Genomic DNA, 18,326 nt, shown 5'->3' with positions numbered 1-18,326 from the left:
TAAGAGGTCCTAACAGAAGTCGCTGATGGTGTGACTGTCGGCTCAGATGCTCGTTGCTCTGTTCGTGGGGAAGAGGAACTCCCGTCCGTGGATCGTGTCGGACGAACTGTGGTCGCTGATCGAGCCGTTGTTGCCGGAGCCGGGTCCGAAGCTGGTCGCCGGGCGGCCGAGGGTTCCTGACCGGCAGGCTCTGTGCGGGATTCTGTTCGTCCTGCACACCGGCATCCAGTGGGAGTACCTACCCCAGGAGCTCGGCTTCGGCTCAGGCATGACGTGCTGGCGGCGGCTGGCCGCTTGGAACGAGGCCGGCGTGTGGGACCGCCTTCACGTCATCCTGCTGCAGAAGTTGCGGGCTGCGAAGCAGCTCGACTGGTCTCGGGCGGTGATCGACTCCAGCCATGTGCGGGCCGCTCGACGAGGCCCAAAAGCGGACCCAGCCCGGTCGACCGTGCGCGTCCGGGCAGCAAGCACCACGTCCTCGTCGACGGTCAGGGCGTCCCGCTCGCGGTGTCGCTGACCGGCGGCAACCGTAACGACGTCACGCAACTGCTGCCCCTCCTCGCCAAGGTCCCGTCCGTTGCGGGCCTGGTCGGGCGGCCGCGTCGGCGGCCCGACATGGTGCTCGGCGACCGTGGCTACGACCACGACAAGTACCGTCGGCTCGTGTGGGCTTTGGGCATCAAGCCGGTGATCGCCCGCCGCGGCACCCCTCATGGTTCGGGGCTCGGAGTGCACCGGTGGGTCGTCGAACGCACCATCGCCTGGCTGCACGGCTTCCGGCGCCTACGCGTCCGCTGGGAACGGCGCGACGACATCCACGAAGCCTTCCTCGGCCTCGCGACCTGCCTGATCACCCACCGGCACGTCCAACGCCTTTGTTAGGACCTCTAAAGGCCGCCGACCAGAACCTGGCGTCGCCTTCGAAGGTCGCCGACCAGAACCTGGCGGTGTCCTCGAACGTCGCCGACCCGAACTTGGCGGCGCCCTTAAAGGTTGCTGACCAGAACCCGGCGGTGTGTTTGAAGGTCGCCGACTCGAACCCGGCGGTGCCGTCGAACTTCGCCGGCCCAAACTCGGCGGTGCCCTCGAACGTAGCCGACCCGAACTGGGCGGCGCCTAAGCGGGGGTGACCGGTTGCAGTGTCACGAAGGGCGTTGAGTAAGGCGATGAGGAGGGATTCGGTGAAGGTGGTGCCGCGGTGGTCGATGCTGGCGCCGGGAGTCAGACCGGCCAGATAGGCGTCACAGTCGGCGCCAGCCAGGTGGGCGAGACATGCGGCGTGGCCGGGGACGTGGATGCCGCGGCAGCCGAAAGGGTCGGCAGCAAGGTCTGCACCGTGTGCGCAGTGCGGCCAATCTGGCGGTGCGGATGTGCTCATGGTGCGGCGGCTCCACGGTGCAGTGTCAGATGCCCGTAGGGACGCCCGGGGAACGAGATCGGTTCAGGCTCGGCGATGACGGGCAGCGTCGGGGACGGACCCACGTTGCGAACATGCCGTATGTGCCGGAACGACCCATAGATAGCCGTCGGGCACGGTGCGCAAGGAATCACCCGAATCGACGAGCAGACGCCGAACGCCCGATCGCGCACCGGCTGATTTGTTCGGGCGTGCTGGGCCGGCCGGGGGACATCCCCGCCGCAGCATCGCCCATGACCGCGTGCCGCCTGGCACTTTGCCCGCCATGCGCCCCAACTCCACCTCCGGCCGCCACTGGGACGGCAGCCCCCGCCCCCGCCAGCCCCGCCGCTCCCTGCAGGTCGCCGCGCACAGCCCCAGCCGCCTGCTGCGCGCCGGCCAGAGCGGCCGCTGCCGCAGCTGCGGCAACCGCATCGACTGGTACCAGCGCACCGACCACCGGCCCATCGCCCTGCACCCGGCGGAAGTCGCCACCGCCGACGTGCCCGAAGCCTGCCGCTGGCACCTCAGCGGCGGCATTGCCCACCCCCATGACGACGGCAGCGGCTGGTGCCGCCTCCCGCACGCCGCCCTCTGCCCCCGGCCCACCACACACCCCCGCGCCACCGATCCCCGCCTCGCATCGCTGCGCCGCCAGCTCGCCGTGCGCTCTCGCCGCCTGATCGACACCGGCACCTTCACCCCCACGCCCTCCGCGCCCGCCACCGCACTTCCGGAACCTGATGGTGACCGGCCGGTCCGACCCGTCGTGCGGATTCTCCTGACGCATTACCTCGGTGAAAGCCCCGTCGAAGACATCCGCTGCATCGCCCAGACCCGCCGGCGCCACCGCTGCGCCCAGCCGATCCTCGACCCGGCTCACCCGGCCGGGCGCTGGACGCTGCTGCCCATCCAGCCCCACCGCGGCCAACTCGCCCTACCCGGCGGAAGCATGGCCGTCTACGACCTCAACCACCTGCCCTACGCCGAGCAACTGCGCTGGCGCGCCCAACGCTGTACCACTCACACCGCCGCCCCCGCCGCTGCCGACCTGGCCCTGGCCGACTGGCAGCCCCTCGACCCGCTCCTGCACGCCGCCCACCTCCACACCCGGCTGCCGAACCCCGCGCCGGACCAGCCCCACCGGCGGTGAAGGATGCCGCACCGCGCCCTGGAAATCACCCTCACCCGCCCCCTGAACCCGGCCGAACTTGACGCGGCCTGCCGCAGGATGCCGCTCGCCGCCAACTGCGACACCACCCGCCTGATGGCACTCGTACCCGCCAAGACCCCCGACCGGGCCGCCCACCGACTGCGCCGACGGCTCAAAGACCGGCTCCCCCTCGACGTGATCACCACCCACTACCCGGACGCGAGCGGACAGGTGCTGCTCAACCTCGCCCTCCCGCCCGCCGCCCACGCAGCCCTTCGGACGACGGCCCTCCGGACGGGACAGAAACCCGAGCGCCTCCTGGAACGAGCCGTCCACCGGGCCCTCGCCGAGCACACCGATCACGAAGTGAAACGCCTCGAACACGAACTGCGCCGGCTTCTCGCCCACACCACCCCCGCCCGCCTCTTGGCCGCGATGGGGCACGCGCTCACCCGAACCCCCCAAGGACCCACGCCATGAACCCGACCGACGAGCAGACCGCCGCAGCCGACGCTTTCACCACCGGCGACCACCTGACGGTCCAGGCCGGCGCGGGCACCGGCAAGACCACCACCCTGACCCTGCTCGCCCGCACCACCACCCGCCGCGGCCGCTACCTCGCCTACAACCGCGCCATCGCCCAGGACGCCAGCCACCGCTTCCCCAAGAACGTCCTGTGCAAGACCGCCCACGCCCTGGCCTACGCCGCCGTCGGCCACCGCTACACCCGCCGCCTGAACGCACCCCGCCGCCCCGCCTGGCAGACCGGACAGGCCCTCGGCCTCACCACAGCCCTCCGCATCGGCGACCGCGACGTCACCCAAAAGGCCCTCTCCAACACCACCCTGCGCACCGTGATGCGCTTCTGCCACACCGCCGACACCACGATCACCCGCCACCACGTCCCCCGCCTGCGCAACCTGGAAGACAGCGACCTCCACACCCAGCTCGCCGCCCACATCGTGCCCTTCGCCCGCAAGGCCTGGGCCGACCTGCAGCACCCCGACGACGGCGCGGTGCGCTTCGACCACGACCACTACCTGAAGATCTGGGCCCTCACCCAACCGAAACTCGAAGCGGACTTCCTGCTGCTGGACGAAGCCCAGGACACCAACCCCGTCGTCGAACAAATCTTCCTCGCCCAGCGCGACCACGCCCAACTGGTCATGGTCGGCGACTCCGCCCAGGCCATCTACCACTGGCGCGGCGCCAAAGACGTCATGACCGGCTTCGACGGCACCCGACTGGCCCTGTCCCAGTCCTTCCGCTTCGGTCCCGACCTCGCCGCGGAGGCCAACCGCTGGCTGCGCCTGGCCGACGCCCCCATCCGCCTGACCGGCACCTCCACCGTGCCCACCGAACTCGGCCCCGTCCCCTGCCCGGACGCTGTGCTGTGCCGCACCAACGCCGGCGCCATGGCCCAGGTCATGGCCCTCATGGCCGCCGGATACTCCGTCGCCCTGGCCGGGGGAGGAGACAGCCTGCGCGCCCTCGCCCTCGCCGCCCGCGACCTCAAGGAAGGCCACCGCACCCACCACCCCGAACTGACCCTCTTCCCCTCCTGGGGAGACCTGCAGGACTACGCCGCCCACGACCCGGCCGGACGCGACCTGCAGCCCCTGGTCAACCTCGTCGACACCCACGGCACCGACGCCATCCTCACCGCCGTCGACCAGCTTGTCCCCGAGCCACACGCCCAGGTCACCGTCTCCACCGCCCACAAAGCCAAGGGGCGCGAATGGCCCCGTGTGCTGATCGCCGACGACTTCGCCCGATCCCAGGACAACCACTTCGGCGATCGCACGGACCTTCCGGCGCCGCCCGCCCCCATCGACGATGCCGAAGCCCGCCTGGCCTACGTGGCCGTCACCCGTACCCGCCAGCGCCTGGATCTGGGCGGCTTGTCCTGGATCCACGACCACCCCGACGGCCACCACGACCTGCCGAAACCGCCCTCACAAAACGAGACTCCTGCCCGGGAACATCCATCGGGCGCACACGGTTGAAAGGAACGTGGTGGTGGAGGGGACAGTGTCCCCGGGCCTCACCTATCGCCTGCAGGGACGATCGTTCGGCTGAAGCCCTGCAGAGCCTTTCGCCGCGTAGGCGACCGCCCTTCACGACCACACATACTGAGCAGCCCCGCCCGGCCATCTAACCGGGCGGGGCTGACTGCTGAGACGGCCTGGCTCGTCGAGGTCTAGGAGGCCGGCTCGTAGGTCACGGTCTGGTCGGGGCAGGCGGCGGCCAGATCGTTGAGGGCGGCCAGTTCGGTGCCGTCGATGGTGAGGGTCCAGCGGAGTTTGGTGGCGACCCATTCGGCGGCGTAGCGGCAGTGCACGTCGGTGGCGGGCGGCAGCCACTGGGCGGGGTCCTGGTCGGCCTTCGACCGGTTAGAGCGGGCGGTGACCGCGACCAGCGCCTGGGGAGAGCCCTGGTCATTGGCATAGGCCTCGCGGCGCCCGGCACTCCACGCGGAAGCGCCTGAATCCCATGCCTCGGCAAGGGGAACCATGTGGTCGATGTCCAGACCCGAGGCAGAGGTCACCCAGGTGGCGTCGTAGTAGGAGAACCAGCGCCCGCCGGTCAGGCGGCAGCCTGCGCCCACAGCGGGAGTCTCGACGGCCTCGGCGATGAGGACTTCGGCGCGGGTGTTGCAGCCGTCGGCCGGATCGAGCCCGGCGTTCCAGTGGCGGAAGCTGTCCCGGCTGTAGCCATCGCGGGACTCCGTTTCCAGGGGCAGGCGGGTGACGGCCTCGGCCAGCGGCAGGGTCTCCACGGCGTACGCGGAGGCGGGGGAGAGAGCGAGGAGCAGGACGGCGAGCACGGCGGCAGCAAGACTGCGCGACACGGTGGTGACCATGTGCCGTTGATAGCGGTCCAGGCAGGCCCGACACGCCTGATGGTCAGAGGTATCACCCGTGTGAGGGCAATGGTCGTACCGCAGAGAACCGACCGTCCTGCAAGATCGACACGGCGTGTTTGGCGGTCACCCGGCCGGACTCGGCGAGTAGGCGTCACCGGGGCGCGAGGCCTACCGTCGAACTGCCCTGAGCGCTGACAGGACGTAAAGGGCCGGGCGGCCCTCGTGCTCCGCGCCCTGGGCCGGGGCCGCCCAAGAACCCGTACGTGACCATGGTGTCCCAGGGGGCGTTGCGCCGATCATGGATGAAGACGAGTACCTCGACCTGGACGAGATCGAGTACGCCCCCATAGACGGCCCGGCGCAGCGGCTGGCGCTGCTGACCTTGGAGGAAGCACACGACCTGCTGCGTCTGCTGGCCGAGCTCCACGACCGGCTGCGCGACCGCGTGCGGGCCAAGGAGGGCCGCACCGTGGATCCGACGGCCGCGATCGTGGACTCGCAGTCACTGCGGGCAGCGGCGAACATCCCGCGCTCCACGTCCGGCTGGGACGGCGGCAAGAAGGTGGGCGGCCGCAAGCGGCACCTGGTGGTGGGCTGCCTCGGCCTGGTCCTGGCCGTCGCGGCGACCGCGGCGAGCGTGCAGGACCGCGACGCCGCCGTCCCGCTGCTCGAGCAACTGCGCAAGGTGCACTTCTCCATCCGCCTGGTGTGGGCGGACGGCGGCCATGCCGGGCGGCTGGTCGACTGGGCGGCCGAGAACCTCCAGCTCACCCTTCAGATCGTCAGACGCACCGACGACGCCACGGGCTTCGTGGTGCTGCCGCGCAGGTGGGTGGTGGAAAGAACGCTCAGCCGGCTGATGCGCTCGCGCCGCCTGGTGCACAACTACGAGACCCTGCCCGCCATGCCCAAGGCCATGGTGCGGTGGTCGATGACCATGCCCATGAGCGGCCGCCTCGCCGGGCGCCGCCCCGGCGCCTTCAGCCGGCCGGTGCAGCGAGCGCGGTGAACACCCCCGGCCGCACCTGCCGGGCCCACCCCCGCTCCGCCAGGCATTTCGCCTTCGACCGCACCCCCTCGACCTTCGCCGGGACCACCCGAAGCCCAGGGCCCTGGCCAGCTGCTGGCAGCGCATGCTCTTTCGGCCCGCTTCCGACTCCAGCACCGACACGATCCGCTGGTAGTCCAGTGCCAGCACCTCGGCCACCGTCACGCGGGCATCCACCAGCCGCTGCGGCACGCGTTCCGCCTCGCCGAGTGCGGCCTGCACTCGCTCCGCCTCCTCCCGCAACCGCGCGATCTCTTCCCGGACCTTCTTCTCCCGAGCCTCCAGCAAACCGAGCACCGACGCCACCGGCCACCTCCACGAGCCGGACGAGCGGACCAACCACGCCCATCTCTCCCGCTGCCGACCGGAATTCATACCCACCCGCCCGCACTAAACGATCACGTTCGGAAAGCGGATGGCGTTTCAGGCCGCGCGCTGAGCTGGTGTCCCCGTCCCCGAGGCAGCACGGGTGGGCGAGAAGGTCCGTCGTCGGCTCAAGTACCTGAGCGCGGAGTGCAATCGCCGCCAGCAGTGATCGGGAAGGGGCCGGCCCGGATCCGAGCACCACGATCCGCCGGACCGGACGTGGCCGGCGGGGGGCGCATGACGGATCCGGGCCGGATATCAGTCCCCCGGCTCGTGATCGTGCGGTTCGTGGGCGGGCACCTCGCCGGGGCGGCGCCGCTGCCGGTCGCCGGTGAGCGCGACGATCCGGTGGGTCGGTAGGCGGGAGCTGAGGTGCGGCACTCAACGCGGCCGCCAGCGCGGCGGACGGAGAGATCCTCATGGCAGCATCCAGGTGGACGACCAGGGCCAGGGCCAGCCGCTCGGTCAGGAACTGAACGCGCCTGGGCGATGCAGCAGTCAACAGAGCGTTGACGTGCCGATCATCGTTGCTGCTGATTCGACGTGGACGAATGTCGCCCTACCGTCAGGCCGGATGCGTCATCGGTGGTGCCGGGTTCGCGCACGAGGGGGCGAGTCACGATGGTACTTCGCAAGGCCAGCGACCTGGTGAGCAGCCGGGAGACAGACCAGGTGCATTTGCAGTTTAGTGAACGAGCCCGGCAGACACCTGACGCTCCCGCGATCGAGTGCGACGAGACGGTGCTCACCTACGGTGAGCTGGACCGGTCGTCTGACATCCTGGCTACAGAGCTGCGCAGGGCGGGCGTCGCGGCGGAGGACCGCGTCGCCGTCTGCATCGAACCCTCGCTCGGACTGATCGTCGCCCAACTGGCCATCCTCAAAGCGGGAGCGGCATTCGTGCCGATAAACCCCGACTATCCCGACGAGCGTCTGCGCTACCTCGTGGCTGATTCCGCGGCGGTCGCGGTGGTGTCAGAGTCCCGCTTCGCCCAGCGCCTGCCGGACGGGCCCGTCACAGTGCTGCTCGACGCCGACGGCCCGGGGGAGTACGCGCCCCTGCCCGCTGTCCAGGTGCACCCGAACAGCGCTGCCTGTGTGATCTACACATCCGGCTCGACAGGTGACCCGAAAGGCGTGGTCATCACGCACCGCGGATTGGTGCACCTGGCCAGATGCGCGGCTGACCGGTTCTCGTTGCGGTATGGCGACCGATTCCTTCAGATGGCGGCCATCAGCTTCTCGGCGTTCCTGGAGGAGGTGTATCCGTCGTTGCTGACCGGGGCGACTGTGCTCCTGGCCGGGCGCCGGCGTGTGCTGACGTCGACCCGAACGCTGCTTGAGGTACTGCAACGACGTCAGGTGACAGGTTTCGGGATCACCACCGCGCTGTGGCACGGCGTGGTCGAGGACATGGCCGCGGACGGCGACCGATTTCCTGACTGTGTGCGCTTCGTGCTGATGGGCGGAGAGGCTGCACGGCCGGGGGCCGTGCAGCAGTGGGTGACACTTGGCATGCCCTTGGTGCACGTCTATGGCCCGACTGAGGCCACAGCGACGGCCACGTACCTGCACACGGACGACTACACGCCTGGAGCCGACGGAGACTGGACACTGCCCATCGGCAGAGTCATTCCGGCTACCCAGGTGTACCTGCTTGACGAGCAGATGCGGATGGTCGCCGACGGCGCGCCGGGTGAGCTGTACGTAGGCGGACTGCCGGTAGCGCGTGGCTACCTAGGCCGGCCAGCGATGACTGCCGAGCGCTTCCTGCCCGACCCCTATGGCGAGGCCGGGGCGCGGATGTACCGCACGGGTGACGTGGCCCGCCTGCGGGCCGACGGAAATCTGGAGTTCTTGGGGCGAGCAGACGATCAGCTGAAGGTCAACGGCTACCGGATCGAGCCCGCTGAGGTCGAAGCAGTCATCGAGCGGCACCCGGATGTGAGCCAGGCCTGCGTGGTCGCCCTGCAGGACGGATCCGGCGGCAGCCGCCTGACAGCCTATGTCGTCGCCCGTGCCGACGGGCCCGACGACTTGGACCTCATAGGGATCCGGAACCATGTCATGGCACTGCTGCCGGAGTTCACGGTGCCTGGTTCTTGGGCAGCAGTCGACGAGTTGCCACTTACCCTCAACGGGAAAGTCGACCGCACGGCTCTGTCCCGGCAACCGCTTCCGCCAACGGCGAAGGGCCGTGTGGTGCCAGCCGATCCCGTCGAGCAGGCCGTGGCGGACATCTGGAGTGCGGTTCTCGGCGTCCCGCAGATCAGTGTCACCGACGACTTCTTCGACCTCGGCGGCGATTCGCTGAAGGTCGCCCGCGTGATCTCCCGCACCCGGCGCATGCTGGAGGTCGAACTGCCGCACAGGGCAGTTTTCGACAACCGGACCGTGCGCGAGGTGGCCTCGATCGTCCGTACGCTCGTCGACGACCAGCCAGCCCCCGGCCGGCAGCCCGAGCAAGCAGAGGCCACCACCCGGCGCAGGCGTGAGTTGATGTCCAGGGCGCTGCACAAGCGAACCGGTCTGCCCGGTGCTTCCCCTCTGTCAGCAGCGCAGCGCGGACTGTGGTTCATGAACGAGCTTTTAGATGAGAGCCCCGTCTACAACGCACCCTGGTGGTGTCGCTTCCATGGACGTCTCGACATGGTGGCGTTCCGGTCGGCACTCAACGCGGTAGTGCGGCGTCACGACATCCTCAGGTCCCGATTCCTGACGGTCGACGGGACGCCAATCCAGGTGGTGGAGCCGGATGGTGACGTCGGCTGGGAGATCGTTGACTTGACCGAGTTGCCGGCCAAGGACAGGGAAGCTGCGGCCTTCGCCGCGGCTGGCACCGAGGCTGCCAGCTGGATTGACGTGCGCACTCAGGTGATGCGCGTGCGGCTGCTGCGCCTGACAGAGGACGACCACCTGCTAGTTGTCAATGCCCACCACCTCGTGTTCGACGGCGCGTCCGCTGAGGTCTTCCTTGAGGACCTCAGCGCCAACTACAACTCAATCGTCCGCGGTGACGAACCCGCAATGCCTGACCTGCCCCTGCAGTACGCGGACTTCGCGATGTGGCAGGGCGAGCACCTGCGAGGTCGCGAACTGGAACAACTGCTGGACTTCTGGCGTCCCAAACTTGCCGACTCACCGCCCTTAGTGCTACCGCAGGACCGTGAGGGAACGGCGCATGCCGACCGGCCCGCCGACACCACCAGGACGATGCTGCCGACCGCAGCGCGTGACCGGATCGACCAACTGGCTCCAGACGCCTCGGTGACACGGTTCATGGCGCTGTTCACCATTTTCCTGATCGTCTTGCACCGCCGCTGCGGCCAGGACGACATGTCGGTCGGAACTCCGGTGTCTCATCGGCCTCTGCCTCACCACGAACATCTCATCGGCTACTTCGTCAACACGCTGGTGCTGCGTTGCGACCTCTCGGGGGATCCGTCATTCCGCGAACTGCTCGACCGGGTCCGAACCGTTTGCGTGAACGCCTACAACCACCAGGAGCTTCCCCTAGATGTTCTGGTGGAACACCTCGGACGTCAGAGTGCCCCGCAGGTCAGGGCGACGTTCTCGGTGGACCGTGGTCCAGGAAGCGACGCCCGGTTCGCAGAGTTGGAGGTGGAGCCGGGGCACGAACTGCCCAGCGGTCGCGCGAAGTTCGACCTCGTGTGGCTCGTTGAGGAGAAGGGGACCGACCTGTACGTCAGTGTCGACTACGACAGGGACCGCTTCGACGCAACGACCATCCAGGAACTTATTGACGATTTCACCGAGCTGCTTCACGCAGCTGCTGCCCAACCGGACCAGCGACTTTCGCGGTTGGGGCGGTCAGAGCCCGCATCGGTCCCGACGCTCCAGGAGCTCACCCGGCAGTTGTGCGGAATGTTCGCCCTGGCCTTCGGGCTCGACGAAGTCGCTCCAGACGATGATTTCTTCGAACTCGGCGGCTACTCCGCCCTCGCCGCCCAACTTGCGGCACGTATTCGTGAGCGCTACGCCGTCGAGTTGACACTGCGCGCATTCTTCGACGAGCCGACCGTGGCTGGCATTGCCTCCAAGATCCACGGCAGCGCCGTCGTCGACATGCAACAGACCGAGAACAATGACACGGAAACGCTGGAGGACCTGCTCCACGAGATCGAGAATCTCTCCGACGACGAGATCAACGCGGTACTGGACGGCGACCAGTGAGCGCCAGGCCCGCTCCTCCCGAGCGCTAAGCGGCTTGCCTGAAGTTCTGCGCGTAATTCTTCGGTAGCCAGGGTGAGGTCCAGGGCGCGGCGGTGGTCAGCATCTGGGCGGGTGAGCGGTGCCGGAAGAAGGCGTGGACCTGGCGCAGGCGGCCTGGCCAAGTGACGGCGGTGTTGGCGAGGTGGGCCTTCAAGACGGCCCAGATGCGCTCGACCGGGTTGTCGTGCGGGCTGTAGCGGGCGCCGAACAGCAGGTGCAGGCGGGGGTGGTCGGCCAGCCAGTCCGTCACCGCCCTCGCGTGGTGGATGCTGTCGTTGTCGCAGACCACGGCGACCACCGGAGCGGTGGGGTAAACGGTCAGCAGCGCGTGGAGGAAGGCGGTGAACTCGGCGGCGGTGCGGCGGCCGAGGGTGTAGTGCCAGGCGCCGGTGGCCGCCTCCAGGGCGCCGAAGACGGTGGTCTGCCGGTTCTTGCCGGGGGTGGCCACCTGCTGCCGCGTCCCGCGTGGGATCCAGCTCGCCCGGATGTGCGGCAGCAGGTGAAGGTGGGTCTCGTCCTCGGCCAGGACCACCGACCCGGCCGGCAGGGCCCGCAGTTGCCGGCGCAGGGCGGCCAGAACGCGCGGCCGGTCCGGATCGCCCCTGGCCGTCAGGCGGGGCCGGTGCCAGGCGGCCTGCTCGCGCACCCGCCGGTACAGGGTGTGCGGGCTCATCCGGGGGCGGCCCAGGCGGTGCCGGATCCGGGGGACGGTCCACGGCCCGGGGCGGATCAGCAGGCGGCGGATGCGCTGGCCCAGCCGCGGCCCGCCGAGCCGGGGCCGTCCCGGGCGGGGGCGGTCGGCCAGGCCCGGTAGGCCGTCGGTGTTGTAGCGGTGGATCCAGCGGCGAACCGTGGCCGGATGGCAGTCGAGCAGGGTGCCGATCTCGTCCGCACTCAGACCGGCCGCGGACAGCAGCACCATCACCGCGCGGGCGGCCTCCCGCCACTGGTGATGCAGCAGGTGGTACAGGTGTGCATACGCCGGGGCGGGAGGGTTGGCGAACACGGATGCCGGGCGCATACTGACCTTGACCTCGCCGGTTTTGTCGTAGTTTCGTCAACCTCGACCCAACACCCGGCGAGGTCTTCCTGCCATCGGGGCCATCACGCCCGGCCGACGCCGCCCCGGATTCCGCGCAGAACTTCAGGCAAATCGCTTAGATGCGGGAGAATGCGTGAATGCTCACCACTGACAAGCTTTCAGCCGACGAGGCGAGGGCCTGCGCCCTGCACGCTCAAGGGCTGCTGGACGCCGACGGGCCGAACACGGTCGAGGGCGTGTTACGCAGGATCGGCGCGGTGCAACTGGATACCATCGCGGTACTGGCGCGCTCCCACGAACTCGTGCCCTACGCCCGGCTCGGGGCTATCGGCCGCAAGACCGTGGAAGACGCGTACTGGAGCACCGATGGTGTCCGCGCATTCGAGTACTGGGCGCACGCTGCTTGCCTGCTGCCCATCGAGGCATGGCCGTACTTTTCGTTCCGGCGCAAAGCCGAACGGGCCAAGCGTGAGGCGAAGCCGCGCGCGAGCGCCGAAGCCGTCGACCGGGTCCGCACGATGCTGCATGCCGGGCCGATCTCGGCGGCTGACCTTGGCGCATCGCGGGTCGCGGGCGGATGGTCTAGCCCGTCAGAGGCCAAGAGCGCCGCTGAGACGCTGTACTGGACCGGTGAGGCCGCATGTGTGACCCGTTCAGGATGGAAGCGCGTCTACCACCTCACCGAGCACGTCATCCCCCCGGACCTGTTGGCCACGCGGCCCAGCGACGAAGACTGCCATATCCACCTGGTGCGCACCGCGGTGCGCGCGATGGGCGTAGCGACCACGCGTGACATCGCCGGATACTTCCGTCAACGGCTGGCTGACGTGAGCGCCGCCCTGCACACGGCACCCGACTTGACACAGGTTGAGGTTGAGGGGTGGAGCGACCCCGCGTGGACGACTGCCGATGGGCTGGAAGCCGCGCACACGCACGGAGCCACGCCGTCGCGCGTCGTGCTGCTCTCACCGTTCGACCCGCTGGTGTGGGACCGTGAGCGAACCAGACGAATCTTCGGCCTTGCCCTGCAGCTCGAGGCGTACAAGCCGAAGGAGCAACGAGTCAACGGCTACTTTACGATGCCCGTACTTGCTGGGGGACGACTGGTCGGCTCCCTGGACCCGTCACGCGAAGGCACCACGCTGGCAGCCGGGCATCTCCGCCTGCTCGACACGTCCGCGCGCGACTTCGCCGAACAGGCCCTTCATGAAGCCGCTGCCTGGGTCGGCGCCGGCACCGTACGGATCGAGCCCACCTGACCTGCCTGTGCACACCGCCTTCCTCAACGTGTTGAAGGAACTCTCCACGCCGAACTGATGGACCGCACACCACTCCTGGCTAGATTCGCGGTGACGTCGCTGGTGTCGGCAAGCGCCCTACGTGGAGGGTCGAATGACGCAGGACAGTACCGCGGGCGCTACGTTCAGCCCTGAGCAACTCCGGCTTCTGCGAGCCAATCACACCCGCCGGAAACAGCAGCAAGGCCAACCTCTCGGGCTCGTCCGTAGAGAGCACGCCGGGCCGGCGGTCGCCTCCTCCGCCCAGCAGGCGATGTGGTTTACCTATCGGCTACTGGGCCAGGACACCACCGACCAGAACACCGAGAACGATCTCCTACTCCCGATCGCGATTCGCGGACCGTTGCAGACCGACCTCATCCGCCGGGCCTTCAACGAGATCGTGCGCCGTCACGAGTCACTGCGCACGGTGTTCAAGGAAGTTGACGGCATGCCGGTCCAGGTCGTCGGTCCGGCCTTCGACGTGGAACTTCCGGTTACCGACCTGACAGGGCACGACGAAGCCGATCGCGACGCCGTCGTTGCCGAGCACGCCGTGGCCGAGGTGCTGAAGGGCTTTGACCTGCGTGTCGGCCCGCTGCTTCGGCTTCGGCTGCTGCGGCTGTCGGATGCCGAGCACGTGCTGGTCATCGTCGTGCACCACATCGTCTTCGACCGGACCTCCGCGCAGATCGTCATGCGCGAGCTAGGCGAGCTGTACGAGGCGTACCGGGCACAGCGGCCGCCGCAACTACTCGAGCTGCCCATCCAGTACAGCGACTATGCCGTGTGGGAACAGGAGTTCCTCTCCGGCGGCAACCTCGACCGGCTCGTGACTTACTGGCGCGGTGCGCTCGAAGGGTTCTCCGGCTTCCTCGATCTGCCCACGGACCGCCCCCGTCCCGCGACTGCCGGCCTCGAGGGCGGCGCGTGCAGGCTGGTGCTGTCCCAGGAACTCAGCGACCAGCTGCACGAGTTCGCACGGAGGTCGCAGACCTCGATGTTCGTGGTCATGCTGGCCTCCTTCCACATCCTGCTCGGCCGCTACGCCAACCAGGAGGACGTCGGTGTCGGCGCGTGTTACACCGTGCGCCGCCGGCCTGAACTGGCCAACCTGGTCGGATTCCTGGTCAACACCATGGTGCTGCGCGGTGACTTGTCGGGAGATCCGTCGTTCCAGGAACTGGTCCGGCGGGTCGGGCGTACCACCATGGAGGGCTTCGATCACCGCGAACTGCCCATCGATCGCGTCGTACAGGAGATCCAACCAGAGCGGATTTCCGGACAGAACCCGCTGTTCCAAGTTATGTACGCCTTCCAACCTGAAGGGCCGGTCACGAACCAGGCCCCCGAGGGCAGCCTCGAGTACGAGTGGCTGGAGATCAACGTCCCAGACGCTCAGTTCGACCTCGTGCTGATCCTCGACGAGGAGCCCAGCGGCGTCGCGTGCACGTTCCGCTACCGTTCGGACCTCTTCGACCACACCACCATCGAGCGTCTGGTCGAGAACTACCGCGTGCTCCTTGAAGGACTGATGGACGACCCTGACCGGCCCGTCCACGCCGTGCCGATGATGCCTGACTCCGAGCGGGACACCGTCATCAGCTCGTGGAACCGCTCGGACAGCGGCCGGACCGTGGACCATTGTGTCCACGAGGCGATCGCCGAGTGCGCCGCCGCGCACCCGCAGCGCGAAGCGGTCGTGTTCGGCTCGCAGCGACTCACCTACTCCGAGCTGAACCGCCGCGCCAACAAGTTGGCCCACTACCTGCGCGGGCTCGGCGCCGGACCCGAAGTCCCGGTCGGCGTGCACCTGAACCGCTCCGCCGAGCTGCTGATTGCTGTCCTCGCGGTGCTGAAGTCCGGCGCGGCCTACGTGCCACTGGACCCTGACCAGCCCGCCGACCGGTTGGCCGCGATGGTCGGCAACAACCTGCCGCTGGTGGTCACCAACGTGCGGGATGCACTGCCGCCGCTGCCCGGAGTCCGCCTCGTCGACCTCGATGCGGAGCAGCCCGATATCGAAGCTGCACGGGACACCGACCCACAGTCGGGTGTGGCACCGCATCACCTTGCCTACGTATTGCACACCTCCGGATCCACCGGGCAGCCCAAGGGAGCGATGATCACACACGACGCGCTGCAGCACCACCTGCAGTGGGTCCAGAGCACCTATCCGCTGCGCGAGGACGACCGGCTGCTGCACAAGACGCCGATCGGATTCGACGTGTCCGTGCGCGAACTCCTTTGGCCGCTCACAGTGGGCGCGTGCGCCGTTGTCGCGGAACCGGGGGCTCACCGTGATCCGCAGGCGCTCGCGCAGACCATCGACGATCACGCCGTCACCGTCGTCCACTTCGTGCCCGCCATGCTCAGCGCGCTGCTGAGCGCATCGGACGTCGCCGAGCACACGCGTTCGCTGCGGCTGGTCGTGTCCTCCGGCGAGGCCTTGTCCGCGCAGCTGCAACAGCGCTTCCATAGCCTGCTGGACGTGCCGCTGCTCAACCTCTACGGTCCCGCCGAAGCCACGATTGACGTGCTCCACTGGCCGACCGAACCCGGACGCGACCTGCCTGCACTACTGGGTCGCCCGGTCGACGACACCAGGATCTACGTGGTGGACTCGGCGCTGCGCCCGGTACCCATCGGCATTCCCGGTGAATTGCTGGTCGGCGGCGCCCAGGTCGGACGAGGCTATCTCGGCCTTCCCGGTGTGACGGCCGAGCGGTTCATTCCTGATCTGTTCGGGCCAGCCGGCGGCCGGCTCTACCGCACCGGCGACCGCGTCCGCCTCACGCCGGACGGCAATGTGGAATTCCTGGGACGTGTCGACTTCCAAGTCAAGATCCGCGGATACCGCATCGAGCCCGGCGAGGTGGAAAGTGCCCTGCAGGAGGTGCCGTGCGTGCACGACGTCGTCGTCGTCGCCCGCGAGGACGTGCCCGGCGACATGCGTCTCGTCGCCTACGTCACCGCTGCCGAGGGCACCGCAGCCACACCCGTAGCACTACGCACTGCACTGGCAGCCAAACTGCCCGAATACATGGTGCCCGCCGCCTACGTGATACTCGATCAGCTTCCGGTCAACGCCAACGGAAAGGTCGACCGCGCGGCGCTGCCGGCATACGGCTCGGACGCACTGGCGTTGCGGCGCACCGACTATGTAGCACCCACGAGTGACGCCGAAAGCGTCCTCGCCGAGATCTGGGGCGCCCTGCTGAGTGTGGACCGCGTGGGGCTCGACGACGACTTCTTCGAACTGGGCGGCCACTCGCTGACCGCAACACAGGCCGTGGCGCGCCTCCGGGACGCACTCGAAATCGAGATCCCGGTCAACGTCATCTTCAAGGAACGTACCCTTAGGGCCGTCGCCGCCCACGTTGCCCGTCTCTGTTGATCTCTCGGCGGCACGGAGCCACACCGATAGACGAAGGGTGCACGGAGTATGACGGACTCTGCGGAGCAGAGCTCGGGTTCGCTGAAAGAGCTGTTACGCCACGGCGGTTACTGGCGCTGGTCGGCCGCGGCGCAGGCCTACCGCCTTCCACGCATCATGGCGCCGATCGCATTCGTACTCGTCGCCATGCAGCAGCGCGATTCGGTCGCCCTGGGCGGCGTGCTGGTGACGGTGTGGACGCTCGTGCCTGCAGCGGTGGCGCCCCTGGCCGGGCGGGTCTACGACCGGATCGGCGTCGCCACCTGGGCGCCGAGACTGCTCGTGGTCATGGCAGCCGGGCTCGGACTGATCGCGATGGCTTTCCACACCGGCGCGCCGGCACCGCTGATCGTCCTGATAGCCGGTGTCATTGCGGCAGTCGGCGCGGGGCTTGGCGGCAGCACGCGGACACTGCTCGGCCAGCGGGTCCCCAAGCGGTTGCTGCCTCCGGCCCTGTCGCTGGATTCCTCCGTGATCGAACTGGTCGTCATCGCAGCGCCGTTCGTCGTGATCCTCACCGCGCTCGTGGCACCTGTCGCACCGCTGTATGCGATGGCGATCATCACCCTGTTGGCCGCCGTCCTGCTGCGTCCCCGCCGTGCTGCGTCCACCGATATCGCTTCGGCGGATGGAGCGGATGACGCGCCACAGACCGTGGCGCCCGGTCTGTGGCGCAACCCCAGATTCTGGTTCTGGCTCGCCGTGTCCGGCGCCTTCGGGCAGTCGCTGGGCACCCTGGAGATCGGTGCCCTGCCGCTGTCGGACAGCTTTGGCACCGGCAACAGTGCTGCAGCCACACTGATCGCCATCCTGGCCATCGCGAGCGTGCTGAGCGGCTTCGGCTACGGCGCGGTAGCGACCAGGATGAAGCTGGGCCAGGTATGGCGCAGCATCATCCTGATGAGTGTCATGATCGCCGCTGGTATGGCGCTCGCCTTCGCCCAGACCTTCTGGCAGGCGGTCATCGGGTACGTCGTCATCGGCCTGTGCACCGCTCCGTTGAACACTGTCCTGTTCTATTCCGTCGAGCTGGTCGTGGATCCGGCGCGCAAGACCGAGGCCTTCAGCAGCGTCACCACGGCGAATGCGATCGGCTTCGCGGTTCCGGGCGCACTGCTGGCTCTTCTTCCGCTGCCAGTGATCTTCGGCCTGAGTGGCGCCTTCGCGGTGTGCGCCTTGATCGTTGCACTGGTTTACGGCCATCACCGCGACAACACGGCCGCATCCGCCGTATCCCCGACGGAACAGGCGGCAACCTGACACCCACAGCACCGAGGAGGCCCCGATGACCACCAACGAAGGCAGCGAGCAGTGGCGCGTCGTCATCAATGACGAGGAGCAGTACTCGATCTGGCCGCAGGGCCGTGAGGTTCCGGCGGGCTGGCGTCTCGAGGGCACCCGAGGGTCGCGTGAAGAATGCCTGGAGCACATTGACCGCACGTGGACAGACATGCGCCCACTCAGCGTTCGCCAGGCGATGGCCGCCGACGGCTGACCGCTCACCATGGT

At 68.5% G+C, this 18,326-nt stretch carries 13 protein-coding genes and 1 pseudogene; 10 read left to right on the top strand and 4 right to left on the bottom strand.

The annotated features are described in order from the left end of the window. Nucleotides 1-46: 46 nt before the first annotated feature. A protein-coding gene (locus tag G3I53_RS26215; RefSeq protein WP_164336782.1) for an IS5 family transposase occupies nucleotides 47-882 on the top strand; the annotation gives its coding sequence in 2 pieces (ribosomal slippage) (nucleotides 47-425 and nucleotides 425-882; 837 coding nt in all). On the opposite strand, the gene G3I53_RS26210 is transcribed toward G3I53_RS26215, so the two are convergent. Continuing rightward, nucleotides 851-1,378: a pentapeptide repeat-containing protein gene (locus G3I53_RS26210; protein ID WP_164336781.1), complete on the bottom strand. Its 528-nt coding sequence runs from the start codon at nucleotides 1,376-1,378 to the stop codon at nucleotides 851-853. The two genes, G3I53_RS26215 and G3I53_RS26210, sit on opposite strands and share 32 nt — an antisense overlap. A gap of 304 nt (nucleotides 1,379-1,682) precedes the next feature. On the opposite strand from G3I53_RS26210, the gene G3I53_RS26205 reads away from it, so the two are divergent. From G3I53_RS26205 to G3I53_RS26195, 3 genes are read left to right on the top strand one after another with little or no spacing between them, the layout of a single operon-like run. Beyond that, nucleotides 1,683-2,549 (top strand): DUF6083 domain-containing protein, encoded by an 867-nt coding sequence (locus tag G3I53_RS26205; protein WP_164336780.1) that lies wholly within the window; start codon nucleotides 1,683-1,685, stop codon nucleotides 2,547-2,549. Between the two features lie 3 nt (nucleotides 2,550-2,552). After that, complete coding sequence (locus tag G3I53_RS26200; RefSeq protein WP_164336779.1) at nucleotides 2,553-3,029, top strand: hypothetical protein; 477 nt, start codon at nucleotides 2,553-2,555, stop codon at nucleotides 3,027-3,029. Then, nucleotides 3,026-4,555, top strand: a complete 1,530-nt coding sequence (locus G3I53_RS26195; RefSeq protein ID WP_164336778.1) for a UvrD-helicase domain-containing protein — start codon at nucleotides 3,026-3,028, stop codon at nucleotides 4,553-4,555. Before G3I53_RS26200 ends, G3I53_RS26195 begins: the two co-directional genes overlap by 4 nt. A 194-nt stretch (nucleotides 4,556-4,749) precedes the next feature. On the opposite strand, the gene G3I53_RS26190 is transcribed toward G3I53_RS26195, so the two are convergent. Continuing rightward, nucleotides 4,750-5,412, bottom strand: a complete 663-nt coding sequence (locus G3I53_RS26190) for an HNH endonuclease family protein (RefSeq protein ID WP_164336777.1) — start codon at nucleotides 5,410-5,412, stop codon at nucleotides 4,750-4,752. A gap of 301 nt (nucleotides 5,413-5,713) precedes the next feature. Between G3I53_RS26190 and G3I53_RS26185 the strand changes: the two genes are divergently transcribed. After that, nucleotides 5,714-6,424 carry a DUF6417 family protein gene (locus G3I53_RS26185; RefSeq protein ID WP_164336776.1) on the top strand — a complete coding sequence of 237 codons (711 nt, stop codon included), beginning with the start codon at nucleotides 5,714-5,716 and terminating at the stop codon, nucleotides 6,422-6,424. Here G3I53_RS26185 and G3I53_RS34165 read toward each other — a convergent pair. Next, a pseudogene (locus G3I53_RS34165) lies at nucleotides 6,396-6,769 on the bottom strand (hypothetical protein). The gene G3I53_RS26185 and the pseudogene G3I53_RS34165 overlap by 29 nt on opposite strands. A 681-nt stretch (nucleotides 6,770-7,450) precedes the next feature. Here G3I53_RS34165 and G3I53_RS26180 point away from each other — a divergent pair. Further along, complete coding sequence (locus G3I53_RS26180; protein ID WP_164336775.1) at nucleotides 7,451-11,023, top strand: non-ribosomal peptide synthetase; 3,573 nt, start codon at nucleotides 7,451-7,453, stop codon at nucleotides 11,021-11,023. Nucleotides 11,024-11,048: 25 nt separating this feature from the next. Here G3I53_RS26180 and G3I53_RS26175 read toward each other — a convergent pair whose 3' ends face one another. Then, nucleotides 11,049-12,083, bottom strand: coding sequence for an IS630 family transposase (locus G3I53_RS26175; RefSeq protein WP_164336774.1), 1,035 nt, complete (start codon nucleotides 12,081-12,083; stop codon nucleotides 11,049-11,051). Nucleotides 12,084-12,241: 158 nt separating this feature from the next. Here G3I53_RS26175 and G3I53_RS26170 point away from each other — a divergent pair, with 158 nt between their 5' ends. The 4 genes from G3I53_RS26170 to G3I53_RS26155 all read left to right on the top strand — a co-directional run bounded on the left by G3I53_RS26170 (nucleotide 12,242) and on the right by G3I53_RS26155 (nucleotide 18,312). After that, entirely contained in the window at nucleotides 12,242-13,363 is a 1,122-nt protein-coding gene (locus tag G3I53_RS26170) for a crosslink repair DNA glycosylase YcaQ family protein (protein WP_164336773.1), read from the top strand. A 133-nt stretch (nucleotides 13,364-13,496) separates the two neighbouring features. Continuing rightward, a complete protein-coding gene (locus tag G3I53_RS26165; protein ID WP_164336772.1) occupies nucleotides 13,497-16,778 on the top strand; it encodes a non-ribosomal peptide synthetase in 3,282 nt (1,093 codons plus the stop codon). Between the two features lie 48 nt (nucleotides 16,779-16,826). After that, nucleotides 16,827-18,077, top strand: a complete 1,251-nt coding sequence (locus G3I53_RS26160; protein WP_164336771.1) for an MFS transporter — start codon at nucleotides 16,827-16,829, stop codon at nucleotides 18,075-18,077. Between the two features lie 25 nt (nucleotides 18,078-18,102). Then, nucleotides 18,103-18,312 carry an MbtH family NRPS accessory protein gene (locus tag G3I53_RS26155; protein ID WP_164336770.1) on the top strand — a complete coding sequence of 70 codons (210 nt, stop codon included), beginning with the start codon at nucleotides 18,103-18,105 and terminating at the stop codon, nucleotides 18,310-18,312. Nucleotides 18,313-18,326 lie beyond the last annotated feature (14 nt).

This window comes from Streptomyces sp. SID14436 (genome assembly GCF_010548465.1).
Taxonomy (GTDB): Bacteria; Actinomycetota; Actinomycetes; order Streptomycetales; family Streptomycetaceae; genus Streptomyces.
This window is presented reverse-complemented; position numbering and strand designations above follow the sequence as displayed.

What these genes read in the sequence shown, in the direction of transcription:
- G3I53_RS26165 (WP_164336772.1), top strand. Translation starts at nt 13,497, where the DNA reads ATGACGCAGGACAGTACCGCGGGCGCTACGTTCAGCCCTGAGCAACTC.
- G3I53_RS26195 (WP_164336778.1), top strand. Translation starts at nt 3,026, where the DNA reads ATGAACCCGACCGACGAGCAGACCGCCGCAGCCGACGCTTTCACCACC.
- G3I53_RS26210 (WP_164336781.1), bottom strand. Translation starts at nt 1,378, where the DNA reads ATGAGCACATCCGCACCGCCAGATTGGCCGCACTGCGCACACGGTGCA.
- G3I53_RS26170 (WP_164336773.1), top strand. Translation starts at nt 12,242, where the DNA reads ATGCTCACCACTGACAAGCTTTCAGCCGACGAGGCGAGGGCCTGCGCC.
- G3I53_RS26185 (WP_164336776.1), top strand. Translation starts at nt 5,714, where the DNA reads ATGGATGAAGACGAGTACCTCGACCTGGACGAGATCGAGTACGCCCCC.
- G3I53_RS26200 (WP_164336779.1), top strand. Translation starts at nt 2,553, where the DNA reads ATGCCGCACCGCGCCCTGGAAATCACCCTCACCCGCCCCCTGAACCCG.
- G3I53_RS26180 (WP_164336775.1), top strand. Translation starts at nt 7,451, where the DNA reads ATGGTACTTCGCAAGGCCAGCGACCTGGTGAGCAGCCGGGAGACAGAC.
- G3I53_RS26175 (WP_164336774.1), bottom strand. Translation starts at nt 12,083, where the DNA reads ATGCGCCCGGCATCCGTGTTCGCCAACCCTCCCGCCCCGGCGTATGCA.
- G3I53_RS26205 (WP_164336780.1), top strand. Translation starts at nt 1,683, where the DNA reads ATGCGCCCCAACTCCACCTCCGGCCGCCACTGGGACGGCAGCCCCCGC.
- G3I53_RS26155 (WP_164336770.1), top strand. Translation starts at nt 18,103, where the DNA reads ATGACCACCAACGAAGGCAGCGAGCAGTGGCGCGTCGTCATCAATGAC.
- G3I53_RS26190 (WP_164336777.1), bottom strand. Translation starts at nt 5,412, where the DNA reads ATGGTCACCACCGTGTCGCGCAGTCTTGCTGCCGCCGTGCTCGCCGTC.
- G3I53_RS26160 (WP_164336771.1), top strand. Translation starts at nt 16,827, where the DNA reads ATGACGGACTCTGCGGAGCAGAGCTCGGGTTCGCTGAAAGAGCTGTTA.